Here is a 25,587-nt window from a genome sequence, read left to right on the forward strand (position 1 = left end):
GGCACCAGCCTTTACCCCGGCATTCCTCGCATGCTTCGCATTTTCGCCATGTTCGCTGGGCATTGATCTTCACGGCCGGATCTTTTCGCTTCAGGGGTTGTTCCCAGGGGGTACGCCATGGCCGCAAGGCCACTTGTCGCGCGGCAGCCGAACGAACGGCTGCAGGCGCTCATCCAGGAGGCGGGGTGCTCGAACGCCGGGCTGGCCCGCCGGGTCAACATGTGCGGCGCCGAGCACGGTCTCGACCTGCGCTACGACAAGACGTCCGTGGCCCGTTGGCTGCGGGGACAGCAGCCGCGCGGGCGGGCTCCGGCGATCATCGCCGAGGCACTGGGCCGCAAGCTGGGCCGTACGGTCACGATCGACGAGATCGGCATGGCCAACGGCAAGAACCTCGCGTCGGGCGTGGGCCTGCAGTTCTCGCCGACCGTCCTCGGGGCCATCGAGCAGGTGTGTGAGCTGTGGCGCAGTGACGTGGGGCGCCGGGACTTCCTGTCCGGTTCGTCGGTCGCCGCGTCCGCGCTGGTGGAGCCGAGCCGTGACTGGCTGATCTCCTCGCCGGACTCGCAGGTCGCCCGTGCGGCGGGACCGCGCGTCGGCCAGTCCGACGTGGCGGCCGTGCGCGCGATGACGCAGGCGCTGAGCGAGCTGGACCATCAATACGGCAGCGGGCATGTGCGCCCGGTCGTCGTGCACTACCTCAACAGTGTCGTCTCCGGGCTGCTCGCGGGGTCGTACCGGGAAGCCGTGGGGCGTGAACTGTTCGCCGCCGTCGCCCGGTTGACGGAACTCGCCGGCTACATGGCCATCGACACCGGCCAACCCGGCCTGGCGCAGCGGTACTACATCCAGGCGCTGCGCCTCGCCCAGGCGGCGGGGGACAGGGGGTACGGCGGGTACGTCCTCGCCGCCTCCATGAGCCACCTCGCCGCGCAGCTCGGAAACCCGCGTGAGATCGCGCAGTTGGCGCGGGCGGCGCAGGAGGGGGCGCGTGGGCGCGTGACCCCGCGGGCCGAGGCGATGTTCCACGCGGCGGAGGCGCGCGGGCACGCCCTGATGGGGGACGCTCGGTCCGCGCAGCTGGCGTCGGGGCGTGCGGTGAGCGCGCTGGACGCGGCGGATCCGTCGTCCGGGGACGACCCTGCGTGGATCGGGCACTTCGACGAGGCGTATCTCGCCGACGAGTTGGCGCACTGCCACCGCGACCTGGGGCAGGCCGAGGCGGCGGCACGCTGTGCGCAGGAGTCCCTGGACGGGCACCTGGAGTCGCGGGCGCGCCGCCGGGCCATCGGGTACGTGCTGCTGGCGAGCGCGCAGGTGCAGCAGCGCGAGGTCGAGCAGGCCTGCAACACGGGCCTGAAAGCGGTGGAGTTGCTCGGTTCGCTGCGGTCCAACCGTGGCGCCGAGTATCTGGACGACTTCCAGCAACGCCTGGAGCCGTACCGGGACGAGCCCGTGGTGCGGGAGTTCGGGGCACGGATGGAGTTGCAGGCCGCCGCGTGAACGAGGGGTGAACGAAGGCTCCGACATCGAAAGGAGGGCGCACAGCGGCACTTGGAGCGAATGCGGGCCCGGGACTGTTACCGGGGTCACAAGTGGAGAGGTCCAGTCCAGTGCTGCGTGGCACCGGGCTCGGGGTACCCGGTAGCGTGAGCCGACGATCCCGAAGGTCCCCCATTCGTAGGAGTCCCGGTGACGCAGAGTGGACAGGGCGAGGAGCCCTCGGCGCGGCCCGCGCGCGAAGGCATCGTGCTGCCCTCCGACGGAGGTGAACCCCTCCTGCCGGGTATGACGGGCGGACGCGGTAACCCGCAGTCGGGCCAGCAGCCGCCGATCGCGCCCCCCGGCGGCCAGGCCTGGGGCCAGCCGTGGGGCCCCGACCAGCAGCGCGACCAACAGCACCACCATCAGCACCAGACCCCTGCCCCGCCGCCGGGGCAGGGCTGGGGAGATCCGCAGCAGCAGCAGCCGCCGTCGCAGCAGTGGGGCACCGCCCCCGAGCAGCCCGCGCTGTCCCCGTGGGGCGCCCAGGACGGCATACCGAGCCAGCCCGGGGCCCTGCCCCAGGAGAGCGCCCAGCACGCGGCCTACGGCGTGCAGCAGCAGGCGTACGCACAGGAGTACCCGTCGGGATACGCCCCGGAGCACTCCGCCGGGTACGTCGGGGCGGGCTTCGCGTCCGACCAGGCGCCCGCGCTGCCACAGCCCGCCGCCCAGGCCGCACCGCTCCCGCAGCCCGCACCGCTCCCGCAGGCCGGAACCGACGCGCAGGCCTACGGAACCGACGCGCAGTCCTACGGCTACGGGTACAACACGTCCGGTTCGGGCGCGCCCCTGCCGCCCGCCGCCGCCCCCGCGTTCCCGAGCGCCCCGCTGCCGCCCGCCGACGACGGTGCGACGCAGTACATCCCGCCGGTGGTCAACGTGCCCGGCGACGAGGGCGCCACCCAGTTCCTGCCGCCGGTCACCGCCGCCGCCATGGACGAGGGCGCGACCCAGTACATGCCGCCCGTCGGGCCCGGGGCGCTGCCGCCGGAGATGCCCGCGGGCGGCATGCCGCAGGCCGCGCACGCCGACGCCCAGCCCACGCAGTTCCTCCCGCCGGTGCCCGCGCAGGGCGCCGCTCCCGGGTACGGGGTGCGGCCGGGCGGGCCGGAGGACCGGCAGCCGCCCGCCGAGTTCGACAACCTCTTCCGCAGCGACGCCGGGGCCGAGCACCCGGCCGGGGCCACGCAGCAGATGCCCCGCTTCCAGCAGCCGCCGCCGCAGGCCGAGCAGCCGGGCTATGCGCAACCTGGCTATGCCCAACCGGGCTATGCGCAGCAGCCGTACGCTCAGCCGTCGTATGCCCCGCCCGGGGACGGCGGCGGTCGGCGCGGGGCGCAGGGTGACGACGGCGGCCGGGGCGGGCGCCGTTCGCGGGTGCCGCTGATCGCCGGTGTCGGGGTCGGTCTCGCGATCCTCGGGGTCGGCGCGGGGGCGCTGCTCAGCGGGGGCGGCAGCAAGAGCGACGCCAACAAGACCGTCGCCGCCACGTCGGCCGCGACCGGCGGTTCCTCGTCGGCGGGCACCGACGCCGCCAAGGAACAGGCCGTCGCCCTGGACAAGTTGCTCGCCGACAGCGGCAGCAGCCGTGCCTCGGTGATCAACGCCGTGGGCAATGTGAAGGCCTGCAACAAGCTCGGTGACTCCGCCTCCGCCCTGCGGGACGCCGCCAAGCAGCGCGCCGAACTGGTGACGAAGCTGTCCCAGCTCACCGTGGACAAGCTGCCGGACAACGCCGCCCTGACCACCGCCCTCACCAACGCGTGGAAGGCGTCCGCGGCGGCCGACAACCACTACGCGGCGTGGGCCGACCAGGCCGCCGGCAAGAAGGGCTGCAAGAAGGGCCAGGCCCGCACCACGGGCCAGACCGCGGCCGGCAACGCGGCGAGCGGCACCGCCAGCAACCAGAAGATCAAGGCCGCCGCCCTCTGGAACACGATCGCGAAGACCTACGGCCTCACCCAGCGCCAGCCGACCCAGCTGTGAGCCGTACGACCGGACGGCGCGGGCCTCAGTCCAGGTTCGCGCTGTCCAGCGTGCTCGTCATGTCGAAGAAGCCCTTCTTCGCCGACACCAGGACACCCTTCCGTACGACCTGAAGGGTCACGGCGGCGTTGACCAGGCGGGAGAGGCCGACGGAGGCGAGGTTGTCGTCGGTCGAGGACCACTGGAGGGTCGGCGTGAGGCCGCCCGTGGTGACCTTGACGCCGTCGTCGAGGGCGCGCCGTACCGTGTCGGAGGTCACGTCACCGCCGCCGAGCGAGTTCACGACGGTCTTGAACGCGGTGTACGCGATCCAGGTGGTCTCCACCCCCGCGTCCGCGGGGTCGATGCGGTTGTCGCCGAAGGCCACCTCGTTGATCGCCTTCTTCATCGGGTCCCAGCGCGCGTCGCCCGCGACCGGGTACCAGCCGGTGATGTACGACCCCTCGTACGGCCCGGACTGCCCGCCCGTCGAGTTGATCTCGGTCTGGTCGACGCTGCCGAGGACGGTCGCCGTGCGGACCGCGGGATAGTCCTGGCGGTCGCGCCGGAAGGAGTCCATGAAGGTGTCGGTGCGGTCCCCGAGCGAGGGCACCACGCACCCCTTCTCCGACACGTCACCGGTCGCGCTCCGCAGCGCGCGCGTCGCCTGGTCCGTGTACTCGGTGGCGTCGTCGGCCGCGAGCTGGTCGGTCGCCGCCGCGTGCCCGCCCGCCGCGAGCCCGGCGTTCAGCAATGGGGGCAGGTCGTCGCCGGCGATGGAGTCGGGCCGTACGAGCGTCACCGGGCCGCAGGCGGGGGCGAGTTCCTTGCCGAGACCGGCCAGCAGCGCGGGCTGGCCGCCGTTGACGGGGTAGGACAGGGCGCGGGTGAACTCCTCGTTCGTCACGCCGTAGCCGCCTATGTACGGTATGCCCGCGCCCTCCAGCGGGGCGAAGTACGAGTCGCTGAACTCGCTGTAGGAGCCGACGACCGCGACGACGTTCTCGTCGACCGCCTGCCGGGCGCACTTCGCGGCGGACACGCTGTTGTTGTGGTCGTTGCAGGTCAGGACCTTGAGCTTGCGGCCGTTGAGACCGCCGTGCTTGTTGATCCACTTCGCGTACGCCGTCGCCATGGCGGGCATGCCGGGCTTGTTGGTCGAGTTGGTGTCCCACGGCGCCCAGGTCATGACGGTGATCGGGCCGTCCCCGGAGCCCCCCGTGGTACCGGGGACGACCCCGCAGCCGGCCGCGAGCGACGCACATGCCACCAGCGCCCCCGCCGACATGACGGTGGCTCTGACGGGCCGGGTGATCGTGGGGAGGAAGGTGCTGTGGTTGCGCCGCCTGCCGGTCATGCCCACACACGCTTCCGCCACCCCGCGAACCCGGGTGTGACTCTTGGTCAACAAGTGGTGACGTGGAGGTGAATTGCAGGGGGCGTTCCTGTGGGTGTGACGAGGAACGTACGATCGATGACCGTGCAAGCTCCGGAGAACTCTTCCCGTCGCCCCCGTCGCTCCTCCACCATGGGCGGCATGCCACTGAACGACATGCCGTGGTGGCGCTGGCGCAGCAACGTGCGTTCCGCGCTGCACATGCTCTCCGATCCCGCGTTCCAGAGAGATGTCTGGCTCGCCGGTGTCGACGGGTACGGGGACGTCACCGACGCCGTCTACCGCCTCGTCGAGGACACCTGGCTGGACAACTGGTCCGCCGAGAAATACGTCGGCACGATCTTCCGGGACTCCCAGGAGGCGGCCCTCGTCGATACGGCCGTCCTCCGCGTCCTGCGGATCATGCACCAGGTCGGCCCCGACGCCCATGTCTCCGTGTACGTCGACCACGAGGCGTGGCCGGAGGCGGTGCGGGCGGCGCGGGACGCGCACGTGCGGATGGCGGTGAGCGACGAGGAGGACCCGGACGCGCCGCCGCGCACGCTTGAGGTGCTGCAGATCATCACGCGGTCCGCGTAGGGGCGGGTGACATGGCGCCGGTCCACATGGCGCCGGTCCGGGTGGCGGACGCCGGTCTCCCTGCTCAGGGGGATATGGGACCCTGTCCCGCATGAACGCGCAGTCCACCCGAGCCGCGGCACCCGCCGATCAGTACGTCCTCACGCTGTCCTGCCCCGACAAGCAGGGCATCGTGCACGCCGTGTCGAGCTACCTCTTCATGACCGGCTGCAACATCGAGGACAGCCAGCAGTTCGGCGACCACGACACGGGACTGTTCTTCATGCGGGTCCACTTCTCGGCGGAGCCGCCGGTGACGGTGGACAAGCTGCGGGCGAGCTTCGCGGCGATCGGTGACTCCTTCCACATGGACTGGCAGCTCAACCGGGCCGACGAGAAGATGCGCATCGTCCTCATGGTCAGCAAGTTCGGTCACTGTCTGAACGACCTGCTGTTCCGGGCGCGGATCGGTGCGCTGCCGGTGGAGATCGCGGCGGTGGTGTCCAACCACACCGACTTCGCCGAACTCGTGGAGTCGTACCACATCCCCTTCCGCCACATCCCGGTGACGAAGGAGAACAAGGCCGAGGCCGAGGCGCAGGTCCTCGACCTGGTTCGCGAGGAGAACGTCGAACTCGTCGTCCTGGCCCGCTACATGCAGGTCCTCTCCGACGACCTGTGCAAGGCGCTGAGCGGCCGGATCATCAACATCCACCACTCGTTCCTGCCGAGCTTCAAGGGCGCGAAGCCGTATCACCAGGCTCACTTGCGGGGCGTGAAGCTGATCGGTGCGACCGCGCACTATGTGACCGCCGACCTCGACGAGGGGCCGATCATCGAGCAGGAGGTCGAGCGCGTGGGGCATGACGTGACGCCGGACCAGCTGGTGGCGATCGGGCGCGATGTGGAGTGCCAGGCGCTGGCGCGGGCCGTGAAGTGGCACGCCGAGCGCCGGATTCTGCTGAACGGGCGCCGGACTGTCGTGTTCGCCTAGGAGCGAGGGCGGTTCGGTTTCGGGGGCGGCCGCGGGCGCGTGGGGGCCGGTCGCGCAGTTCCCCGCGCCCCTTAGGTGGGACCAGTTCGCCTACTTAGGGGCGCGGGGAACTGGGGCTCCTTCGAAACCAGGGCCCAGTTTTCAGGGGCGCGGGGAACTGCGCGACCAGCCACGACGCACCCGCAGCCGCCCGACTACATCCGGCTCAACGACGCGGTGGCGAACAGTACGTCTCTGATCGCTTCCCGATCTCCCAGTTGCCCGGCAGCCGCCTCCTCAGGCGACACATGCCCAGCCGCCAGATGACAGAACTCCACACCGTCCAGCGCGATATGGGCCACCTCATGCTCGGCCGACCCCACCGCCCCGGGTGAGTCGAGGGAGATCAACCACTCACCCCCGCCGTGCCCTTCGATCTCCAGCCGCAGGCTACGACCAGGCGCCCCGGCAGCGACAAGATGCCGTCCACCCGGCGAAGCCAACCCGTGTCGGCGCCGCTCGGCCAGCACAGCGGGAAGCATGCGTGCCGCGAGGTCGATCATCCGGTTCAGATACCGCCCGGACGGCGGCTGGTACGGATAGTCCACCGCGTCCGCGATGTCCTCCGCGTGCACCCAGCACTCGAAGGCCCGGTCGAGCATCGCGTCGTGCAGCGGCAGCTCGAAGTCGCCGTAGGACACGGCCAGTCCGCCGGTGCTGCCGCCGGTGAACGACACCGTGCGGACGATGCTGTGGCTCTGCTCGCGCCAGGGTGTGCGGATGGAGTGGGTCGGCGGGAAGTGCGACGCCCGCCAGTACGCCTCGGTGCGCGCGGTCGGCGTCGTGGCCTTGTCGGCCTCCCCGCCCAGCGGGTCGTCGAGGCCCAGCGCCTTCGCGACCAGGCCGTCGACGGTCAGCAGGTGCGCGATGACCCCGGCGACGGTCGTACGACGGCTCGTCGGGGCCTGGCCGTCGAACCAGCGCAGCCGCACGGGCGCGTGCCACTCGGCGTCACCTATGTCCTGCAGCAGGGCGTCCAGGCGCGCGGTCTCGGCGTCGTACGGCGTCGCCCACTCCGGCACCGGGATGCGCGGCGGCCGGCGGTCGAAGGAGCCGGTGAGGACACGGGTGCGCAGGCCGGGGTCCAGGTCGAGGGGTTCGACGGGGTGGAGGAGTCCGACCGCGCCGCGCAGCCGCAGGGCCTCGTCCGCGCAGGCGCCGCATTCGCCGAGGTGCTCCTCCACGGCCGCCGTCTCCGCCGCCGAGCAGGCGGCCAGCGCCCACGCGCCGAGCAACGCCTTCAGCACCGGGTGTTCCAGCACCAGCGGCACGGGGCGGGACTCGGACGCGTCGAGCTCGGGCAGCGGCCGTCCGCTGTCCTCAACGGAGGCGCGGGGCATGGGGATGCGCGGCGGCTCGCCACCACCGCTCGGGGAGCTGCCGGGCGCGGAACCGCCCGGTGGCACGGCACCCCCGCCCTCGTCGGAGTGCTCCTCGCCGTACGCCTCGTGGTCGTCGTTCGCGTCGGTCACACCGCACCCCCTGGTCCCGCTGGTCCCGGCGGTGCGCCGGCGTCGTGGGCGGTGGACAGGAGTTGGAGGCCGAGGCGGAGGCGGCGGCGGGCCTCGTCCTCGGTGACGCCGAGGTCGACGGCGGTCTGGCGGTAGTCACGGCGCTGGAAGTAGGCCAGCTCCAGGGCGGCCCGCAGCGGGGCGGGCATGGACGTGACGATGTAGTCGGCGCGGGCGGCGACGGAGGCGCGGCGGACCTTGCGCTCCAGTTCCTCGGTGGAGCCCTCGCCGCTGTGGGCGAGGGCGACGGTCTCGGTGGCGCGCAGGCGCTGCACGGCGAGGCGGGCGGTCAACGCGGCCACCCAGGAGCGCAGCGGGCCCTGCTTGGGGTCGTAGGCGTCGGGGTGTTCCCAGACGTGGGCGAAGACCTCGCGGGTGATGCCGTCGGCGGCGCGCTCGTCGCCGAGCACGCGGTGGGCGAGGGCGTGCACGAGGGAGGCGAAACGGTCGTACAGCTCACCGAGGGCCGCCGCTTCGCCGCGGGCGAGCCGCTGCTGCATCTTGCGGTCCCAACGGGGCGGTGCGTCCTTTGTCGCCATGCGGCCCCCTCACCGTGTCCGTGCCCGGGTCAAGCGTGCGCTCACCGTCTCTTCGAATGTAGTCGGCACCTCGGACAGCGCACGCCCCTTCGTGCAATTGCACGCCCCCGAAGGGGCGCGCGTGGTAACGGATCTTTGCCTACCCGGTCCACATCTGATCGAACAGGATCGAAGCCGACTAAAACAAGCCTCTTCCGGCCTGTTTCCGTTTCTGTCGCCGTGTTTCAGGGAACGGCCGCTGGGCAGCCGCGCTGCAGGGAAGCGTAGGTACGGCTTCCGTTTCCGGACGGCTTCCGGGAGTTCCGGCTAGCGAAAGGCGCGACGGTGGCCTTCAAAGTGAACGACGGCGAGCGCGGCAGCTGGTCCGTGCTCCTCGTGTCCGGCGAACTGGACCTGGTGACCTCGCCGGTGCTGCGCCAGCGGGTGCACGACGTGGTGGCGGACGGTCACCACAGCCTGGTCGTGGACCTCTCCGAGGTGCTGTTCTGCGACTCCAGCGGTGTCGGCGTCCTCATCGGTGCCCGCCGCCTCATCCGCTCCTGCCAGGGCCACCTGCGCGTGGTCCTGCCGGCCCAGGGCGCGGTCGACGGCTCGCACGTCAACCGGGTCCTCAGCGCCCTCGGTGTGCGCCGCCTCTTCGACGTCTACCCCGATGTGATGGCGGCCACAGAAGAGGGCCCCGAGGAAGAGGCGGACCCCCTCTCGGCGTGACGCGTCGGTTTCCGGGGTGACGCCGTTGTTTCGGAATTTCCCCGGTCTTGGTACAAGCGTCGTTTTCGGCTCCCGGACCCGCCCCGGCGTCGTACGCTCCCTGCCAAGTGCACCCCCACATGAGTAAGGCGGCCCGAAAGACATGGTCAGCACCGAGTACGAGCGACGGATCGCCGCCCGGTTCGCCACCTTCGACCAGGACGGCAACGGCTTCATCGACCGGGAGGACTTCAGCTCGGCGGCCAAGGCGCTGCTCGCGGAGTTCGGTACGGCGGCCCGCTCCGACAAGGGCCAGGCCCTGTACATCGGCGCGGAGGCGTTCTGGCAGGGCATGGCCGGCATCGCCGACCGGGACGGCGACCAGCGCGTCAGCCGCGAGGAGTTCGTGAACGGCGCGGTCAAGAGACTGCGCGACAACCCGGAGCGATTCGCCGAGATCGGCCGCCCCTTCCTGCACGCGGCCCTCGACGTGGCGGACCCGGACGGCGACGGCTCGGCCACCATCGCGGACACCGTGCGCGTCCTCAAGGCCCTCGGTGTCCCCGCCGACATCGCCGCCATGGCCGCCGACGCCCTCGACACGGACAGCGACGGCAAGGTCGGCGAGGCGGAGATCGTCTCCTCCTTCGCCCGCTACTTCACCGTCCCGGAATAACGCTCACGCAGCTTGTACTTGAGCACTTTCCGCAAGGCGTCGTTGCGCGGAAGGGCGTCCACGATCTCCAGCTGCTCCGGCAGCTTGTGCACGGACAGCCCTTCCGCGCGCAGATAGTCCGTCACGGCGGACAAGGTCAACTCACCTGCCCCCGGCGGCTGTTCGACCACCGCGCACACCCGCTCCCCGCGCTCCACGTCCGGCAGCCCCACGACGGCCACGTCCCCGACGTCCGGATGCGCGGCCAGCAGATCCTCGATCTCCTTCGCCGAGATGTTCTCCCCCTTGCGGATGATCACGTCCTTGAGCCGCCCGGTGAGAATCAGATGCCCGCTCGCGGTGACCTCCCCGAGATCCCCGGTCCGCAGGAACCCGTCCGCGTCGAACGCCTCCGCCGTCTGCGCCGGGTCCAAGTACCCCTGACACACGGCCTCCCCGCGCAGCCGCACCTCCCCACCCGCCGCGATCCGTATCTCCATCCCCTCCGGCGGCCGTCCCTCGGTCGTCGCCAGATTCTCCACGGTGTCGTCCGGCGCCCCCATCGTGATCATCGGCACCTCGGTCATGCCGTATCCGTGGGTGAGTTGGACCCCCATCTCGCGTACGACGGAGTGGTAGACCTCCGGCGGCTTGGGAGCACCACCGCCCGCGAGCAGCCGTAGCGAGGGGATGACTTTGGTCCCCGGCTGCTTGCGCTGCTCGGCAAGGAACATGGAATAGAAGGCAGTTGAGCCACCCGCCACCGTGACCCCGTGCTTGCGATACCCCTCCAGCGCGTCCGGCAGCGCGAACTGCTCGAACATCACGGCAGGGAAGCCGTACAGCAGCAGCATCACCGTGTAGTCGGGCCCAGCGATGTGCGCGTACGGGAAGGCCATCGAGCCCACGTCGTCCGGCGTGAGACGGAGCGCGTGGGCGAGGCAGGAGCCGCCCGCGATCAGTGAACGGTCCGTGTGCAGCACGCCCTTGGGGTCGGAGGTGGTGCCGGAGGTCCAGTAGATCCAGCGGACCGAGGTGCCGTCGGCGGGCGGGGCGGGGAGCAACGCCGGGTCGCCGTCCGGGAGTTGAGCGCCGTCGTACGCCTCGAAGATCCCCTTCGCGCCGAGCCGCCGCGCCATCTCCTCGTAGTCGAAGCCGCGCCAGGTGCCCGGCACCGCGAAGTACTCCGCCTTCGACTCCCGTAGCGCGAAGCCGACTTCGCGGTCCCGGTAGAAGGGGATCACCGGTGTCTGTACGGCGCCCAGGCGGGCCAGCGCGAAGGAGAGGAGGGCCGTCTCGATACGGGTGGGGAGTTGCCAGGCGACGACCGTGCCGGGGCGGACGCCCATGCCGTACAGACCGGCCGCGACGCGCTCGGCCCGGTCGCGCAACTCGCCGAAGCTCAGGGCCCGGTCGTCCTGGAGGAGGACCGGGCGGTCGGGGGTCAAGTCGGCGCGGCGGGCGACCAGTTCCCACAGGGTGCGGGAGGAACTCAGGGAGTGCGGCGTCTCGTTCATGGTCCCCCTCCTTGGCTGACGACTCGTCAGGTGACATGCTATCTGACGGGTCATCAGATAAGTACCGTCCCGCCGGAGGGGAACCCATGACCACCGAACTGCCCCGCATCATCAGCGTCGACGATCACGTGATCGAACCCGCGCACCTCTTCGAGACCTGGCTGCCGAAGAAGTACCGGGACCGCGGCCCCCAGCCGCTCACCGCCGGCATCGGCGAACTCGCCTACGTGGCAGGGAAATACCAGATCACGATGGACCCGGACGGCCCGCCCACCGACTGGTGGATCTACGAGGACCTCAAGTTCCCGTACAAGCGGAACATCGCCGCCGTCGGCTTCGACCGCGACGAGATGACCCTGGAGGGCATCACCCGCGAGCAGATGCGCCCCGGCTGCTGGGACCCGGCCGAGCGGCTCAAGGACATGGACCTCAACCACGTCGAGGGCTCCCTCTGCTTCCCGACCTTCCCGCGCTTCTGCGGCCAGACCTTCGCCGAGGCGCACGACAAGGAGGTCGCGCTCGCCTGCGTCCGCGCCTACAACGACTGGATGGTCGAGGAGTGGTGCGGCGACAGCGGCGGCCGGCTCATCCCGCTGTGCCTGATCCCTTTGTGGGACGTGGAGTTGGCCGTAGAGGAGATCCGCCGGAACGCGGCACGCGGCGTACGCGCGATGACCTTCTCCGAGATCCCCACCTACCTCGGACTGCCCTCCATCCACTCCGGCTACTGGGACCCGTTCTTCGCCGTCTGCCAGGAGACCGGCACGGTCGTCAACATGCACATCGGCAGCAGCTCCCAGATGCCCGCCGCCTCACCGGACGCACCCCCCGCCGTACAGGCCTCGCTCTCCTTCAACAACGCCATGGCCTCGATGATGGACTTCCTCTTCAGCGGGGTCCTGGTGAAGTTCCCGACCCTCAAACTCGCGTACTCCGAAGGGCAGATGGGCTGGATCCCGTACGCCCTGGAACGCGCCGACGACGTGTGGGAGGAGCACCGCGCGTGGGGCGGGGTGCGGGACCTGATCCCCGAGCCCCCGTCGACGTACTACTACCGCCAGATGTTCTGCTGCTTCTTCCGCGACAAGCACGGGGTCGCTTCGCTGGACGTGGTGGGCCGGGACAACGCCACGTTCGAGACCGACTACCCGCACGTCGACTCGACCTTCCCGCACACCAAGGAAGTCGCCCTCGACCATGTGAAGGGCCTCGACGACGAGACGGTCTACAAGCTGATGCGGGGCAACGCGATCCGCATGCTGGGCCTGGACCTCGACAAGTAATGGACCTCTCGTACACGGCCGAGGAGGACGAGTTCCGGGGGCGGTTGAGGGAGTGGCTGGCCAAGGTGCTTCCCACCTTGCCTTCGAAGCCGTCGCCGGACGACTGGCCCGGCCGCCGCGTCTACGACCTGGGCTGGCAGCGGATGTTGTACGACGCCGGGTACGCCGACGTGCACTGGGACGCGTCCCCGACCACCCGGCTGATCTTCCTGGAGGAGACCGAGAAGGCGGGCGCGCCTTACGTGGGCGCCAACTTCGTGGGACTGCTACACGCCGGGCCGACGATCGCCGCTGAGGGCACGCCAGAGCAGCGGGAGCGCTGGCTGCCGCCCGTGCTGCGCGGCGACGAGGTCTGGTGCCAGGGCTTCAGCGAACCGGACGCCGGTTCCGACCTCGCGGCACTGCGCACGCGCGCGTGGCGGGACGGCGACGACTACGTGGTGAGCGGTTCCAAGATCTGGACCTCGCACGCCGAAGTCGCCGACTGGTGCGAGCTGTTGGTGCGGACGGATGCGGACGCGCCGAAGCATCGGGGGATCAGCTGGCTCGCGATGCCGATGGACGCGGCGGGGATCACCGTACGGCCGTTGCGGACGCTGGCCGGGTCTGCGGAGTTCGCTGAGGTGTTTCTTGATGAGGTGCGGGTGCCTGTCGGCAACCGGGTGGGGGACGAGAACGACGGTTGGCGCGTGACCATGGTGACCCTTTCCTTTGAGCGCGGTACGGCCTTTGTGGGTGAGGTCGTTGCCTGTCGGCGGGTGTTGGGGGAGCTGGCCTTGGAGGCGCGGCGGAACGGGCGTTGGGATGATCCGGTGCTCAGGCGTCAACTGGGGCGATTGAACGCGGAGTTCCGGGCGTTGTGGCGGCTGACTCAGTGGAATGTGAGTGAGGCGGAAGCCTCCGGCGGTGTTCCGGGTGTGGGCGGGTCGGTCTTCAAACTCCGCTACTCGCATGCGCGGCAGGAGCTGTACGACGCGGCGGCGGAGGTTCTGGGGGTGGAGTCGCTGGATCTGGAGCGGCCTTGGGTGCTCGATCGGCTGTCGTCGCTGTCGTACACGATCGCCGCCGGCACCTCGCAGATTCAGCAGAACATTGTGGCTGAGCGGATTTTGGGGTTGCCGAAGGGGAGGTGAGCGGTGCGGTTTCAACTGACCGGGGAGCAGAAGGCGTTGCGGGCTGCTGTGCGGGATGTGGTCGGTCGTTCGTCGTCTGCGGGTGCGTGGGGGCTGATCGCGCAGTTCCCCGCGCCCCTAAGGGGCGCTCCTCTAAAGGGCGCTCCTCGGCTGGACCGGGGTTTGTGGCGGGCCCTCGGTGACCTTGGGGTGTTCTCTCTGCGGTTGGCCGAAGCTGACGGCGGAGCTGGACTCGGGCTGCCCGAAGCCGTGTTGGTGTTTGAGGAGCTCGGGTGGGCGTTGGTGCCCGGGCCCTTGGTGGCTACGCATCTCGCCGCCGGGGTGGTGCCGGGGGCGGCCAGTGGGGAAACCGTTGTCGCCGCTGCCGACGGGAGTCTCGTGGAGTGGCTGGACGAGGCCGATGTCGTGCTGCCGGGGGCCGAGGGGGCCGTAGCGCTGCGGTCGGTGGATCCGTTGACGCCGTTGCATCGGGTGCCGGCCCCGGCGCGTACCGACCCTGTTGCTGTTCTTCTTACCGCTGCCGAGCAGCTCGGGACGGCCTCGCGTGTGTGTGGGCTGGCGGTGCAACACGCCCGGACGCGCGAGCAGTTCGGGCAGCCGATCGGGGCGTTCCAGGCCGTCAAGCACTTGTGCGCGCAGTCGTTGGTGCGGGTGGAGGTGGCTCGGGCCGCCGTGTACGCGGCGGCTGTGACCAGGGATGCGGTGGATATCGCGGCGGCGCGGTTGTTGGCCGACGAGGCCGCCGTGCGTGGGGCGCGGGACTGTCTGCAGGTGCATGGCGGGATGGGCTTCACCTGGGAGTCCGAGGTGCATCTGCATCTGAAACGGGCGTGGGTGCGCGCTCGGCGTGGTGGTGGGAGTACGGAGAGTGAGGAGTTGCTCGCGGCGGATCTGGTGGCCGGGGCGGCGTGATGGGCGGCTGGGCTGCGGCAACCGGATCGGGCTCGACAACGGTGTCGCGGATCGTGGCATATCGGAATCACGGAGCGTTGATATCGGGTTGTGTCCTACGCGTGACTTGTCACGGCCTGGAGTCGTCTGCGGGCTCCGGTACCTTGTGTGAGATGCGAGTGGTTCAAGGTACGAGCCATGCCGGTGTTGCCTGTGGGGCGACTCCGGATCGGGCGGCGCACTCCGCCGTTCGTACGGCAGAACGGGCTTTCGCCCCTGCCTGTTCGACTCCCCGCAGTGAGCGTCGCACAGTATCCCGCACACGTACTCCTTCGCGCTGGAATATGCCCGAAGCGCTTGTTGGGGTGACTGAACGTCAATCATGCTGTCTCGCAAGGGATTCACGTTCCGTGACCCTTGTTCTGGCCGTTGTTCTGGTCATGCAGGAAATGGCTACGATCGTGGCCCTCGTGAGGCGCGAGGCTAAGTGTCCGCCGGTTCGGATGGTGTGAGCGGTGCAGGTGCTTCAAGTGCAGCTGGAGATCCGGCCCGACCCCGCTGAGGTGGGGCGAGCCCGGCGGTGGGCGCGCTCGCGGCTCGCCGGGTCCGGGATAGACGTCGACGAACCGCTTGCGGAGACGCTGATCCTGCTCGTCTCCGAGCTCGTCACCAACGCCGTGGTGCACACCGGCTGTCCGGCCGTGCTGCGGCTCTCCCTGCCGGGCGAGGCGACCGAGTCGGCCACCGTCCGCCTGGAGGTCGCCGACACCAGCTGCCAGGCCCCCGTGCCGCGCTGCGCGGACGGTGACGAGACCGGTGGGCGCGGCCTGGCGCTGGTGGTCGGCCTCGCCGACCGCTGGGGCTGGAGCGCCGAGGGCACCGGCAAACGCATCTGGTGCGAGATCGACCGGGGCAGCGAACCCCGGGAGGCCGCGGCGGCGTTCGGGGGCGGCATCACGGCGTACGAGGGGTTCGAGGGCTTCGCGTACGAAGCGGTGTAGGTGCCCTTGTGTACCCCTTGCATGCCCCTTGCAAGTGCCGGGCGGAGATGCGCCGGGCTGTGCTTCCATGCGCGCCCTGTGACAAATGGCGCTTAGGGAACAAATCCCCGGATGGGCGTTGACGCGACGTGACCGCTTGGTCACGCTTGTGGGCAGCGATTCGCCGCGAGGGGACGGCGAGGGCTTCGGTGACGGGAGCCCTCGGCGAGTGTGGGTCGTGTTCGGCGTGGGTCCCCTCGGGGCAGGGGCCAGGACGGGTACGCCGGAGTCGGATGGCGGCACGCGGTGCCGTGCTCGGGGCGGGCAGCAGCGCGCCGCCATCCGACCGTAAAGTCCGGCCCTCGTCAAAACCGGACTGTCCTAGAGGATGGCGATAGGGGCCACCGGGGTTCCCGTGGCGCCCATGAAAGGTTCGGGCATCGCCGACAGGAAGAACGTGTAGCGGTTCTCTTGTCCACAGGCTGTGGACAACTCTTCGAGATTCCAGTTCTGCCCCTGCAGCATCCCCATCTCGACCAGATCGAGGGCGTGCACGGGCAGCCACAGGTCCTCGATCTCCGGCGGAAGAATCTCGAAGGTCAGGGTGTCGTTGGCGACCGCCGCGACATCACGCGCGTGGAACCACTCCGGCGTACGGACCGAGAGGCCCGGTGAGGGGTAGCTGTAGCCGTGCTTGTCACCGGCCAGATACACCTGGACCTGGCCGGTCCGTACGAGCACGATGTCGCCGGCTCGCACCTGCGCGCCGGCGAGTTCCTCGGCGGCCTCCAGGTCCTCCGGGGTGACCGCGTGGCCGCCGTCGAGACGGTCGACGCCCCGCGCGCGTGCCACATCCAGCAGGACCCCGCGCGAGACGACGTGCCGCGCCTTGTCGATACCGCTGAACTCGGCGCCGCCGTGCGGGGTCACGGTGCCGGCCGGGCGGCCGTTGTACAGCTTCCCGGAGTGCGAGGTGTGGGACAGCGCGTCCCAGTGGGTGCCGGCCTGCAGCCCCATGGTCACGGCGTCGTCGCTGAACGCCACTGTCCCCGGGCCGAAGAGCTCCTGGTTGATCTGCACCATCGCGTGCAGGGGGTTGACCCGGCCCGGGACCACCCCTGTCTGTACGCCGTCCTGTTGGAGGGGGAGCGCGAGGGGGATCCGGCGGCCGGTCCGGATCTCGGCGGCGGCCTCCCGGATCACGTCATCGGTGATCAGGTTCAGCGTGCCGATCTCGTCGTCCGCTCCCCAACGGCCCCAGTTGTTCACGCGCTTGGCGATGTCGTGGAACTCCGGACCGAGTGTCGGCAGTGACATCAGGGCCTCCCCAGGGCTTGTCTCCAGGCATCTGACGGGTCGTAGAATCTGAGTCGAATCTAACGGACCGTCAGAAACTGGGGGAGGGGCCGGACATGGGGAACTTCTTGGCAGGCAAGGTCGTCGCCGTCACGGGCGCGGGCCGGGGCATCGGCCGTGCGGTCGCGCTCGCGGCGGCGGCCGAGGGAGCGCGGGTCGTCGTCAACGACTACGGCGTCTCGATGGACGGGGCGTCGCCTACGAGTGAGATCGCGGAGGGTGTCGTCAAGGAGATCTTGGCGGCGGGCGGAGAGGCCGTTGCCGTTGCCGATGACATCTCGACCATGGCCGGTGGGCAGCGGGTTGTCGATGTCGCGGTGTCGTCGTACGGGCGGATCGACGGGGTGGTGTGCGTTGCCGGGATTCTGCGGGAGCGGATGCTTTTCAATATGTCCGAGGAGGAGTGGGATCCGGTTCTCGCTACTCATCTGAAGGGGACGTTCACCGTTTTCCGGGCGGCGTCGGCGGTGATGCGGAAGCAGCGGGCCGGGACGTTGATCGGGTTCACCAGTGGGAACCATCAAGGGTCGGTTTCGCAGGCGAATTACAGTGCTGCGAAGGGCGGGATCATTTCGCTGGTACGGAGCGCTGCGCTGGGTTTGAACAAGTACGGGGTCACCGCCAACGCGGTGGCGCCTGTTGCTCGTACGCGGATGTCGGCGAACGTTCCTATGGAGTTGGCGGAGATCGGGTCGCCGGAGGATGTTGCCGCGCTGGTTGTCTATCTGCTGTCCGAGCGGGCTCGGGAGGTGGGGATCACCGGGCAGGTCTATACCGTTGCCGGGCCGAAGATCGCGGTGTGGGCGCAGCCTCGGGAGTTGAGAGCGGCGTATGCCTCCGGCGGGTGGACGGCTGAAAAGATCGCGGAGTTTTTGCCGGGGTCTGTTGGGGTGGATCCGATGCCGATGCTTTCTCGGTTGCAGGAGATGGAGAGGGCTGCGCGGGATGGAGCGCGGCCGAACGCCTAATAGCTCGGGGGTTCGTGTTGTTTGGCGGGTGCGGGTTCGTTGTGGCTGGTCGCGCAGTTCCCCGCGCCCCTTAGGTGGGTGGACTTGACGGTGTTGTTAGGGGAGCCCTGTGGATTTTGGATTCACTGACGTGGACGAAAGGTTTCGGGTCGAAGCTCGGGATTGGCTCTTGGCGCATGTCGAAGGTGGTCAGGACCGTCGTGTTTGGGAGCGGACTCTCGGCAAGAGCGGGTGGATAGGGCTGGGTTGGCCCGAATCTGGCTATGGCAATCGCAGTGGCACACTCACCCAACAGGTCGCGTGGGCCGAGGAATACGCGCGGTCGGACGCGCCGCCGCGGTCCGGGCATATCGGGGAGAATTTGCTTGCCCCTACCCTCATCGCTCACGGTACCGATGAGCAGAAGGACCGTTTTCTGCCTGCTGTTGCTGCTGGGGACGAGTTGTGGTGTCAGGGGTACAGCGAGCCCGGGGCGGGGTCCGATCTCGCGGGGGTGCGGACCTCCGCCGTGCGGGATGGCGGGGACGGGACGTATCGGATCACCGGGCAGAAGATCTGGACCTCGCTCGCCCATGAGGCCGACTGGTGTTTTGTGCTGGCGCGGACCGAGGTGGGGTCGCGGCGGCATCACGGGCTGAGCTTTCTGCTTGTGCCCATGGATCAGCCGGGGTGCGTCGAGGTGCGGCCCATACGGCAGTTGACCGGGACGAGCGAGTTCAACGAGGTGTTCTTCGACGGGGCACGTGCGCGTGCCGAGCATGTGGTCGGGGGCGAGGGGGAGGGGTGGCAGGTCGCCATGAGCCTGCTCGGGTTCGAGCGGGGGGTGTCGACGCTTGCCCAACAGATCGGGTTCGCCGGTGAGTTGGGGCGGGTGGTCGAGGCGGCCGTTGACTCGGGTGCGGTGTCTGATCCCGTCCTGCGCGACCGACTCGTGCGGCAGTGGGCCGAGTTGCGGACCATGCGGTGGAACGCCCTGCGGACACTGGGACGGGCGGGGGACGCGGGGGCTCCCAGTGTGGCCAAGCTGTTGTGGGGCGGCTGGCATCAGCGGCTCGGGGAGCTGGCCATGGCGGTGCGCGGGGCCGCGGCGACGGTGGGGCCGGTGGACTGGTCGCCGTCCGCGTCCTACGAACTCGACCTGTTCCAGCACCTGTTCCTCTTCTCGCGGGCCGACACGATCTACGGCGGCTCGGACCAGGTTCAGCGCACGATCATCGCCGAGCGGGTGCTCGGTCTGCCCAGGGAACCCAAGGGAGTCGTCTGATGCGCGGTGTGGTCTTCGACGGCAAGCAGATCCAGGTCGTGGACGATCTGGAGGTGCGGGAGCCGGGGCCGGGTGAGGTGCTGGTCGCGATCTCGGCGGCCGGGCTGTGTCACAGCGATCTGTCTGTGGTGGACGGGACCATACCCTTCCCTGTTCCTGTGGTGCTGGGGCATGAGGGTGCCGGGGTGGTGGAGGTCGTGGGTGTGGGCGTCACCCATGTTTCGCCCGGTGACCATGTGGCTCTTTCCACGCTCGCCAACTGCGGGACCTGCGCCGAGTGCGACCGGGGGCGGCCGACCATGTGCCGGCAGGCCATCGGGCGGCCGGGGCAGCCGTTCACGCGGGGCGGGCAGCCGGTGTACCAGTTCGCGTCCAACTCGGCGTTCGCGGAACGGACCGTCGTGAAGGCGGTGCAGGTCGTCCGCATCCCCAAGGACATTCCCCTGCCGTCGGCCGCGCTCATCGGATGCGGGGTGCTGACCGGGGTCGGCGCCGTGCTCAACCGGGCGCGGGTCGATCACGGGGACAGCGTCGTCGTCATCGGGACCGGCGGGATCGGGCTCAACGTCATCCAAGGGGCGCGGATCGCGGGGGCGTCGACGATCGTCGCGGTGGACGCCAACCCAGGGAAGGAGGGCGTGGCACGGCAGTTCGGGGCCACGCACTTCCTCCCGTCGACGGAGGGCGTGCGGGAGATTCTGCCGAGCGGGGCGGATCACGCCTTCGAGTGCGTCGGGCGGGTGGAGCTGATCCGGCAGGCCGTGGATCTGCTCGACCGGCACGGCCAGGCGGTGCTGCTCGGGGTGCCGCCGGCCACGGCCGAGGCGTCCTTCCTCGTCTCGTCCATGTACTTGGACAAGTCGATCCTGGGCTGCCGGTACGGGTCCTCCCGGCCGCAGCGGGACATCGCCCTGTACGCCCAGATGTATCGCGAAGGGCGGTTGCTGCTCGACGAGTTGGTGACCGAGACGTATCCCGTCGAGGACTTCGAGAAGGCGGCGGGGGACGCGGAGGCGGGGCGGGTGGCTCGGGGGGTTCTGACCTTTTGACCTTCTGACCTCCTCGCCTTCTGACCTCCTCGCCTTCTGACCTCCTGGCCTCCTGGCCTCTTGGTCTTCTGGCGTTCTGACGGATGCATGCCGGGAGTTGTCCACAGGCCTGGGAAATTCCTGGGGCGTTGTCAGTCCCGGCCCGTAGCGTTTTGGCATGACCTACCGCGATGTCGTCTCCCGACAGGTCCTGACCTGGGCCTGCACCACCATCGGTGCCCGCATGCCCGTGGCCATGGCCCCGCTGGCCCTGGTCTTCCTCGTGCGCGAGCGGCCGGGGGGCTACTCGCTGGGCGCGATACTCGCGGCGGCCTACGTCATCGGGGAGATCGGCGGCGCTCCGGTACTTGGCATGCGGCTGCGGCCGGAGAGGGCCCGGGTGCATCTTGCCGTCGGCCTCGCGTTCGGGACCCTGGGGTTTCTGGGGCTCGGGGTGTTTCCGGACGCGCATCCTGCCGTGCTCGCCGGGTTCGCGGTCGTCGCCGGGGCCGCGCCGGCCGCCGCCACCGGTGGACTGCGCACGCTGCTCAGCGAGTTGGTGCCGGCGCGGTCCGTGGCGCAGGCGTTGTCCGTCGAGTCGATACTCACGGCGGGCGTGTGGGCCGTCTCCCCGGCCGCGGTCGCCGGGCTGGCGCTCGGTGTCGCGCCACGGGTTCCGCTGCTGCTCGCGGCCGGGCTGATGGCGTGGTCGGTCGCGGGGCTGTGGCTGCTGCCGGCCGCGTGGGGCGTGGACGACACGGGCGGCGCGGGCGGGGCCGGTGTTCCGCTGCTCCGGGTGCTGATCGGCGCCTGGCCGGTGTACGTCACGGGCGCGGCCAGCATGGCCCTGCTCGGCCTGTCCGAACTCGTCCTGCCCGCCCTGCTGGAACAGCGCGGCATCGGCGTCGGCTGGTCCGGCCCGCTGCTGACCGGGATGGCGGTGGGCGGCGGCCTCGGCGCCTTCGTCTACGGTCTGCGCGGCTGGCCGGGACTGCTGCGCACCCGCAGCGTGCTGCTGATGGCCGGGACCTCGACGTGTGTGGCGCTGGCCGCGCTGATACCGGCCACGGCGGGGATCGCGGTCGCGCTCGTGGTGGGCGGCACGCTCCAGTCGGGCGCGATGCTCACCCGGAACCTCTCCCTGCGCGAGGTGCTGCCGCCGAGCACCCTGGCCGCCGGTTACTCGATCATGTACGCGGCGGCGGGGGCGGGTTACGCGGCCACGGGCTCGCTGGCCGGTGCCCTGCTCAAGGTCGCCGCACCGTCGACGGCGATCCTGGCGGGAGTCGGCCTGACCGCGGTGCTGACTGTCACTGGCTGGTGGGGCGAGGTGCGGCGGGCGGGGCGTGTGGGGCGGGCGGCGCGGGATGTCGATGTCGCCGTAGCGCGGTCTGTGAAGTCAGGTGCCTCGAAGCGGAGTTGGCGGTGATTCTTACGAAGCCCGGACGTCGGGCCTGAGCGAGCTTTTTGTCCTCTTATGTACCGCGGTCGCGGGCTAGCGTTACAGCCGTCCGGCAGTGAGCGCGAGTCGCTCCGCCGGCTCCTGATCCCGCGTTCCGTGTTCCGTTTTCCGCAAGAGGAGTACCCACACATGGCTCTCTCCAAGGCCCGCGCCTCCCGCACCTCCCGCGCCGTCCGGATCGCCCGTACGGCGGGTACGGGCGCCGTCGCGCTCGCCGCCGCCGCCCTCTTCGCCGCGCCCGCGGCCAGTGCGGCCGACGGGCACCGCGGCTCCGACTCCCGTGCGCACCACGGCAGTTCGACGGTGTTCGTGCAGACCGACGACACGACCGCCAACTCCGTGGTCGCCTATGAGCGCGCCGCCGACGGCACCCTCGGCCAGCAGGGCGTCTACCGCACCGGGGGCAAGGGCGGCGTCCTGGCCGGCACCGTCGCCGACCACCTGGCCTCGCAGGGTTCGCTCGCCTACGACCGGCACAACCAGCTGCTCTACGCCGTCAACGCGGGCAGCGACACCGTGACCGTCTTCGCCGTGCACGGCACCCACCTGCGCCGCGTCCAGGAGATCTCCAGCGGCGGCACGTTCCCGGTCAGCGTCACCTTCCACGGCGACCGGGTCTACGTCGCCAACGCGCTCGGCGGCGGTTCCGTGCAGGGCTTCGCGCGGACCGGCGAGCGGCTGGTCGAGGTCCCCTCCTGGCACCGCGAACTCGGCCTGGGCGCGACCGCTTCGGCCGTAGGACAGATCTCCTTCACGCCCGACGGATCCAAGCTCGTGGTCACCACCAAGGCCGCCGGGCAGAGCATCGACGTCTTCCCGGTCAGCCGGTACGGCGGGCCGTCCGCGCGGCCCGTGGTGACCTCGCTCCCGGGGGCCGTGCCGTTCGGCTTCGACTTCGACTCCGCCGGACGGATCCATGTGACGGAGGCCGGGACGAACTCGGTGGGCACCTTCGGCGTCGCCGGCGACGGCAGACTGACCGCGAAGGGCACGGTCCCGACCGGCCAGACCGCCACCTGCTGGGCGGTCACCGCCGGCGGCAACGTGTACGTCTCCAATGCCGCCAGCGGCACGGTGTCCGGCTACCGGGTGGGCCCCCAGGGCGAGTTGACCGCGCTGGGCAACACAGCCACCGACGCCGGCACGGTGGACGCGGCGGCCTCCTCGGACGGCCGGTACCTCTACGTCCAGACCGGGATCAAGGGCATCGTGGACGAGTTCCGGGTCGACAAGAGCGGGTCGCTCACCGCGATCGGTTCGGTCGTGGTGCCGGGTGCCGTCGGCGGGGAGGGCATCGTCGCGGGCTGACCGGTAAGGGCGAGACGTGCGGGGGCACGGGTTCAGGGCGCGGCGCCGACACCGCCGTGACTCTTGGACCCGTGGCCCGTGGTGGTGCCGGTGCGGAACGTGCGGCGGTACGTCGTCGGGGTGACGCCGAGCGCCGCCTGCAGATGCTGGCGCATCGACTGGGCGGTGCCGAAGCCCGCGTCCGTGGCCACCTGGTCCATGGACAGGTCGGTGGACTCCAAGAGGTGCCGGGCGCGTTCGACACGCTGCTGGGTGAGCCACTGGCCGGGGCTGATCCCGACCTCCTCGCGGAAGCGGCGGGTGAAGGTGCGGACGGACATCGCCTCCTGCTCCGCCATGTCACGCAGCTGGATCGGCTCGTGCAGCCGTCCCAGCGCCCAGGCGCGGGCGGCGGTCGTGGTCGCCAACTGCGGGTCGGGGACCGGGCGGTGGATGTACTGCGCCTGCCCGCCGTCGCGGTGCGGCGGCACGACCGTGCGGCGGGCCACGTCGTTGGCGACCGTCGTGCCGAAGTCCCGGCGCACCATGTGCAGGCACAGGTCGATGCCGGCCGCGACACCCGCCGAAGTCAGGATGTCGCCGTCGTCGATGAACAGGACGTCCGCGTCGACCTCGATCCGCGGGAAGAGCCGCTGGAAGCGCTCGGCATCCGCCCAGTGCGTGGTGGCCGGGCGGCCGTCGAGGAGACCGGCGGCGGCGAGGACGTAGACGCCCGTGCAGATCGACGCGAGGCGGGTGCCGGGGCGGATCCGGGCGAAGGCGGCGACGAGTTCGGGGGTGAGGACACCCTCCTCGAAGACCGGGCCGAGTTCGTACGACGCCGGGACGATCACCGTGTCGGCGGTGGCCAGGGCCTCCGGGCCGTTCGGGACCTGGATGGCGAAGTCGGCATCGGTGTCGACCGGCCCGGGCGGTCGGACCGAGCAGGTCACGACCTCGTACAGCAGCCGCCCCTCGGCGTCCCTGGGCCGCCCGAAGATCCGGTGCGGGATGCCCAGCTCGAAGGGCAGGAGACCGTCGAGGGCGAGCACGACGACACGGTGCGGGCGGAAACCGTCGGTGGTGGCTGTGGCCATGACCCGATTGTATGGCCCGATCCTAGTGAATGCTGTCCTTCGGGCCAATGGATCGGATCGGCCGCAGACCGGAAGCTGTATGGCGTGACCCAGACAACCGAACCGACCACAGTCGTGGACGAAGCCCGGCCCGCCCGACGAACCCGCCCGCGGCGGAGCCGCACATTGTCACTGCATCGCGCCTGGTTCGTCGCCGCCGTCACCTTCGTGACGATCATCGGCGCGGCGGCCTTCCGTTCGCTGCCCGGGCTGCTGATCGATCCGCTGCACCAGGAGTTCGGCTGGTCGCGCGGCACGATCGGGGCCGCGGCCTCCATCAACCTCGCGCTGTACGGGCTGACGGCGCCGTTCGCGGCGGCGCTCATGGACCGCTTCGGCATCCGACGTGTCGTCGCGGTCGCGCTGACCGTGATCGCGCTCGGCTCCGGCCTGACCGTGTGGATGACGGCACCCTGGCAACTGCTGCTGTGCTGGGGCCTGTTGGTGGGGCTGGGCAGCGGTTCGATGGCCCTCGCCTTCGCGGCGACGGTCACCAACCGCTGGTTCACCGCACGGAAGGGCCTGGTCACCGGGATCCTCACGGCGGCCTCGGCGTCCGGCCAGCTGATCTTCCTGCCCCTGCTGTCCTGGATAGTCGAGGAGCACAGCTGGCGCCCGGCCGCCGTCACCGTGTCCCTCGCGGCCCTCGCGGTCGTCCCCTTCGTCTGGCTGCTGCTGCGCGACCACCCGGCGGACGTGGGCGCGAAGCCGTACGGCGCCACCGAGTTCGTACCGAAGCCGGAACCGGTCACAGGTGCGGCCCGCCGTACGATCGCCGTCCTGTTCAAGGCGGTCCGCACGGGCCCCTTCTGGCTGCTGGCCGGTACCTTCGCGATCTGCGGCGCCTCCACGAACGGCCTGATCCAGACCCACTTCGTGCCCGCCGCCCACGACCACGGCATGCCCATCACGGCGGCGGCCTCACTGCTCGCGGTGATCGGCGTCTTCGACGTGGTCGGCACGATCGCCTCCGGCTGGTTCACCGACCGCTTCGAACCGCGCCGCCTGCTCGCCGTCTACTACGCCCTGCGCGGCATCTCCCTCCTCTTCCTCCCCATGCTGCTGGCCCCCACCGTCCACCCGCCCATGCTCTTCTTCATCGTCTTCTACGGCCTCGACTGGGTCGCCACGGTCCCGCCGACCCTGGCCCTGTGCCGCGAGCAGTACGGCGAGGACAGCGCCATCGTCTTCGGCTGGGTCCTCGCCTCCCACCAGATCGGCGCGGCACTGGTGGCCTTCCTGGGCGGGGTCGCACGGGACGCGTTCGGGTCGTACGACATGGTCTGGTACGTGGCGGGAGCGCTGTGCGCGGTGGCCGCGCTGATGGCGTTGGTGATCCGGCGGCGGGGCGTGATGCCTACGGCGGTGACGCCTGTGGCGGCGTGAGGAC

General features: G+C 70.4%; 22 protein-coding genes. 16 read left to right on the plus strand and 6 right to left on the minus strand.

The window, feature by feature from the left end; translation table 11 throughout:
• The first annotated feature begins 117 nt into the window (after nt 1-117).
• Nucleotides 118-1,503, plus strand: coding sequence for a transcriptional regulator (locus AB0I69_RS27040; protein ID WP_363098262.1), 1,386 nt, complete (start codon nt 118-120; stop codon nt 1,501-1,503).
• A 189-nt stretch (nt 1,504-1,692) separates the two neighbouring features.
• Nucleotides 1,693-3,531, plus strand: coding sequence for a hypothetical protein (locus AB0I69_RS27045; protein WP_363098263.1), 1,839 nt, complete (start codon nt 1,693-1,695; stop codon nt 3,529-3,531).
• Between the two features lie 25 nt (nt 3,532-3,556).
• Here AB0I69_RS27045 and AB0I69_RS27050 read toward each other — a convergent pair whose 3' ends face one another.
• Nucleotides 3,557-4,867 (minus strand): ABC transporter substrate-binding protein, encoded by a 1,311-nt coding sequence (locus AB0I69_RS27050; protein ID WP_363098264.1) that lies wholly within the window; start codon nt 4,865-4,867, stop codon nt 3,557-3,559.
• 117 nt (nt 4,868-4,984) lie between these two features.
• Between AB0I69_RS27050 and AB0I69_RS27055 the strand changes: the two genes are divergently transcribed.
• On the plus strand, nt 4,985-5,485 hold the full coding sequence (locus tag AB0I69_RS27055) for a hypothetical protein (RefSeq protein ID WP_363098265.1): 501 nt from the start codon (nt 4,985-4,987) through the stop codon (nt 5,483-5,485).
• A gap of 91 nt (nt 5,486-5,576) precedes the next feature.
• Complete coding sequence (gene purU / locus AB0I69_RS27060) at nt 5,577-6,458, plus strand: formyltetrahydrofolate deformylase (RefSeq protein WP_363098266.1); 882 nt, start codon at nt 5,577-5,579, stop codon at nt 6,456-6,458.
• Nucleotides 6,459-6,652: 194 nt separating this feature from the next.
• Here purU and AB0I69_RS27065 read toward each other — a convergent pair whose 3' ends face one another.
• The gene (locus AB0I69_RS27065) at nt 6,653-7,837 is read right to left on the minus strand and encodes a zf-HC2 domain-containing protein (RefSeq protein ID WP_363098315.1); all 1,185 of its coding nucleotides are present in this window, start codon (nt 7,835-7,837) and stop codon (nt 6,653-6,655) included.
• Nucleotides 7,838-7,965: 128 nt separating this feature from the next.
• The gene (locus AB0I69_RS27070; RefSeq protein ID WP_363098267.1) at nt 7,966-8,547 is read right to left on the minus strand and encodes a sigma-70 family RNA polymerase sigma factor; all 582 of its coding nucleotides are present in this window, start codon (nt 8,545-8,547) and stop codon (nt 7,966-7,968) included.
• 324 nt (nt 8,548-8,871) lie between these two features.
• On the opposite strand from AB0I69_RS27070, the gene AB0I69_RS27075 reads away from it, so the two are divergent.
• Nucleotides 8,872-9,258, plus strand: a complete 387-nt coding sequence (locus AB0I69_RS27075) for an STAS domain-containing protein (protein ID WP_363098268.1) — start codon at nt 8,872-8,874, stop codon at nt 9,256-9,258.
• 142 nt (nt 9,259-9,400) lie between these two features.
• Nucleotides 9,401-9,913 carry an EF-hand domain-containing protein gene (locus AB0I69_RS27080; RefSeq protein WP_363098269.1) on the plus strand — a complete coding sequence of 171 codons (513 nt, stop codon included), beginning with the start codon at nt 9,401-9,403 and terminating at the stop codon, nt 9,911-9,913.
• Here AB0I69_RS27080 and AB0I69_RS27085 read toward each other — a convergent pair.
• Nucleotides 9,892-11,409 carry an AMP-binding protein gene (locus AB0I69_RS27085; RefSeq protein ID WP_363098270.1) on the minus strand — a complete coding sequence of 506 codons (1,518 nt, stop codon included), beginning with the start codon at nt 11,407-11,409 and terminating at the stop codon, nt 9,892-9,894. The genes AB0I69_RS27080 and AB0I69_RS27085 overlap by 22 nt on opposite strands.
• Before the next feature lie 86 nt (nt 11,410-11,495).
• Between AB0I69_RS27085 and AB0I69_RS27090 the strand changes: the two genes are divergently transcribed.
• The 4 genes from AB0I69_RS27090 to AB0I69_RS27105 all read left to right on the plus strand — a co-directional run bounded on the left by AB0I69_RS27090 (nt 11,496) and on the right by AB0I69_RS27105 (nt 15,717).
• On the plus strand, nt 11,496-12,692 hold the full coding sequence (locus tag AB0I69_RS27090; protein WP_363098271.1) for an amidohydrolase family protein: 1,197 nt from the start codon (nt 11,496-11,498) through the stop codon (nt 12,690-12,692).
• On the plus strand, nt 12,692-13,825 hold the full coding sequence (locus AB0I69_RS27095; protein ID WP_363098272.1) for an acyl-CoA dehydrogenase family protein: 1,134 nt from the start codon (nt 12,692-12,694) through the stop codon (nt 13,823-13,825). The genes AB0I69_RS27090 and AB0I69_RS27095 overlap by 1 nt, the downstream gene beginning before the upstream one ends.
• Before the next feature lie 3 nt (nt 13,826-13,828).
• Nucleotides 13,829-14,737 (plus strand): acyl-CoA dehydrogenase, encoded by a 909-nt coding sequence (locus AB0I69_RS27100; RefSeq protein ID WP_363098273.1) that lies wholly within the window; start codon nt 13,829-13,831, stop codon nt 14,735-14,737.
• Nucleotides 14,738-15,246: 509 nt separating this feature from the next.
• Complete coding sequence (locus AB0I69_RS27105) at nt 15,247-15,717, plus strand: ATP-binding protein (RefSeq protein WP_363098274.1); 471 nt, start codon at nt 15,247-15,249, stop codon at nt 15,715-15,717.
• Between the two features lie 360 nt (nt 15,718-16,077).
• Here AB0I69_RS27105 and AB0I69_RS27110 read toward each other — a convergent pair whose 3' ends face one another.
• A complete protein-coding gene (locus tag AB0I69_RS27110; protein ID WP_363098275.1) occupies nt 16,078-17,013 on the minus strand; it encodes a cyclase family protein in 936 nt (311 codons plus the stop codon).
• Nucleotides 17,014-17,108: 95 nt separating this feature from the next.
• Here AB0I69_RS27110 and AB0I69_RS27115 point away from each other — a divergent pair, with 95 nt between their 5' ends.
• The 5 genes from AB0I69_RS27115 (at nt 17,109) to AB0I69_RS27135 (ending at nt 23,082) form a co-directional block, all read left to right on the plus strand.
• Nucleotides 17,109-18,020: an SDR family oxidoreductase gene (locus AB0I69_RS27115; protein WP_363098276.1), complete on the plus strand. Its 912-nt coding sequence runs from the start codon at nt 17,109-17,111 to the stop codon at nt 18,018-18,020.
• Between the two features lie 109 nt (nt 18,021-18,129).
• Nucleotides 18,130-19,284, plus strand: coding sequence for an acyl-CoA dehydrogenase family protein (locus AB0I69_RS27120; RefSeq protein ID WP_363098277.1), 1,155 nt, complete (start codon nt 18,130-18,132; stop codon nt 19,282-19,284).
• Nucleotides 19,284-20,333: a Zn-dependent alcohol dehydrogenase gene (locus tag AB0I69_RS27125; protein ID WP_363098278.1), complete on the plus strand. Its 1,050-nt coding sequence runs from the start codon at nt 19,284-19,286 to the stop codon at nt 20,331-20,333. The genes AB0I69_RS27120 and AB0I69_RS27125 overlap by 1 nt, the downstream gene beginning before the upstream one ends.
• Nucleotides 20,334-20,490: 157 nt before the next feature.
• Nucleotides 20,491-21,741, plus strand: coding sequence for an MFS transporter (locus AB0I69_RS27130; RefSeq protein WP_363098279.1), 1,251 nt, complete (start codon nt 20,491-20,493; stop codon nt 21,739-21,741).
• A gap of 162 nt (nt 21,742-21,903) precedes the next feature.
• On the plus strand, nt 21,904-23,082 hold the full coding sequence (locus AB0I69_RS27135; RefSeq protein ID WP_363098280.1) for a beta-propeller fold lactonase family protein: 1,179 nt from the start codon (nt 21,904-21,906) through the stop codon (nt 23,080-23,082).
• Between the two features lie 32 nt (nt 23,083-23,114).
• Here AB0I69_RS27135 and AB0I69_RS27140 read toward each other — a convergent pair whose 3' ends face one another.
• Nucleotides 23,115-24,158, minus strand: a complete 1,044-nt coding sequence (locus AB0I69_RS27140; RefSeq protein ID WP_363098281.1) for a helix-turn-helix domain-containing protein — start codon at nt 24,156-24,158, stop codon at nt 23,115-23,117.
• Between the two features lie 114 nt (nt 24,159-24,272).
• On the opposite strand from AB0I69_RS27140, the gene AB0I69_RS27145 reads away from it, so the two are divergent.
• A complete protein-coding gene (locus tag AB0I69_RS27145; RefSeq protein ID WP_363098316.1) occupies nt 24,273-25,583 on the plus strand; it encodes an MFS transporter in 1,311 nt (436 codons plus the stop codon).
• Nucleotides 25,584-25,587: the final 4 nt, after the last annotated feature.

The sequence above is a fragment of the Streptomyces sp. NPDC050508 genome (genome assembly GCF_040655155.1).
Classification (GTDB): domain Bacteria; phylum Actinomycetota; class Actinomycetes; order Streptomycetales; family Streptomycetaceae; genus Streptomyces.

Bases quoted from the DNA above. Each gene is read 5' to 3' on its own strand.
- AB0I69_RS27040 (WP_363098262.1), top strand. From the start codon at position 118: ATGGCCGCAAGGCCACTTGTCGCGCGGCAGCCGAACGAACGGCTGCAG.
- AB0I69_RS27050 (WP_363098264.1), bottom strand. From the start codon at position 4,867: ATGACCGGCAGGCGGCGCAACCACAGCACCTTCCTCCCCACGATCACC.
- AB0I69_RS27055 (WP_363098265.1), top strand. From the start codon at position 4,985: ATGACCGTGCAAGCTCCGGAGAACTCTTCCCGTCGCCCCCGTCGCTCC.
- purU (WP_363098266.1), top strand. From the start codon at position 5,577: ATGAACGCGCAGTCCACCCGAGCCGCGGCACCCGCCGATCAGTACGTC.
- AB0I69_RS27065 (WP_363098315.1), bottom strand. From the start codon at position 7,837: ATGCCCCGCGCCTCCGTTGAGGACAGCGGACGGCCGCTGCCCGAGCTC.
- AB0I69_RS27070 (WP_363098267.1), bottom strand. From the start codon at position 8,547: ATGGCGACAAAGGACGCACCGCCCCGTTGGGACCGCAAGATGCAGCAG.
- AB0I69_RS27080 (WP_363098269.1), top strand. From the start codon at position 9,401: ATGGTCAGCACCGAGTACGAGCGACGGATCGCCGCCCGGTTCGCCACC.
- AB0I69_RS27085 (WP_363098270.1), bottom strand. From the start codon at position 11,409: ATGAACGAGACGCCGCACTCCCTGAGTTCCTCCCGCACCCTGTGGGAA.
- AB0I69_RS27090 (WP_363098271.1), top strand. From the start codon at position 11,496: ATGACCACCGAACTGCCCCGCATCATCAGCGTCGACGATCACGTGATC.
- AB0I69_RS27095 (WP_363098272.1), top strand. From the start codon at position 12,692: ATGGACCTCTCGTACACGGCCGAGGAGGACGAGTTCCGGGGGCGGTTG.
- AB0I69_RS27110 (WP_363098275.1), bottom strand. From the start codon at position 17,013: ATGTCACTGCCGACACTCGGTCCGGAGTTCCACGACATCGCCAAGCGC.
- AB0I69_RS27115 (WP_363098276.1), top strand. From the start codon at position 17,109: ATGGGGAACTTCTTGGCAGGCAAGGTCGTCGCCGTCACGGGCGCGGGC.
- AB0I69_RS27125 (WP_363098278.1), top strand. From the start codon at position 19,284: ATGCGCGGTGTGGTCTTCGACGGCAAGCAGATCCAGGTCGTGGACGAT.
- AB0I69_RS27130 (WP_363098279.1), top strand. From the start codon at position 20,491: ATGACCTACCGCGATGTCGTCTCCCGACAGGTCCTGACCTGGGCCTGC.
- AB0I69_RS27135 (WP_363098280.1), top strand. From the start codon at position 21,904: ATGGCTCTCTCCAAGGCCCGCGCCTCCCGCACCTCCCGCGCCGTCCGG.
- AB0I69_RS27140 (WP_363098281.1), bottom strand. From the start codon at position 24,158: ATGGCCACAGCCACCACCGACGGTTTCCGCCCGCACCGTGTCGTCGTG.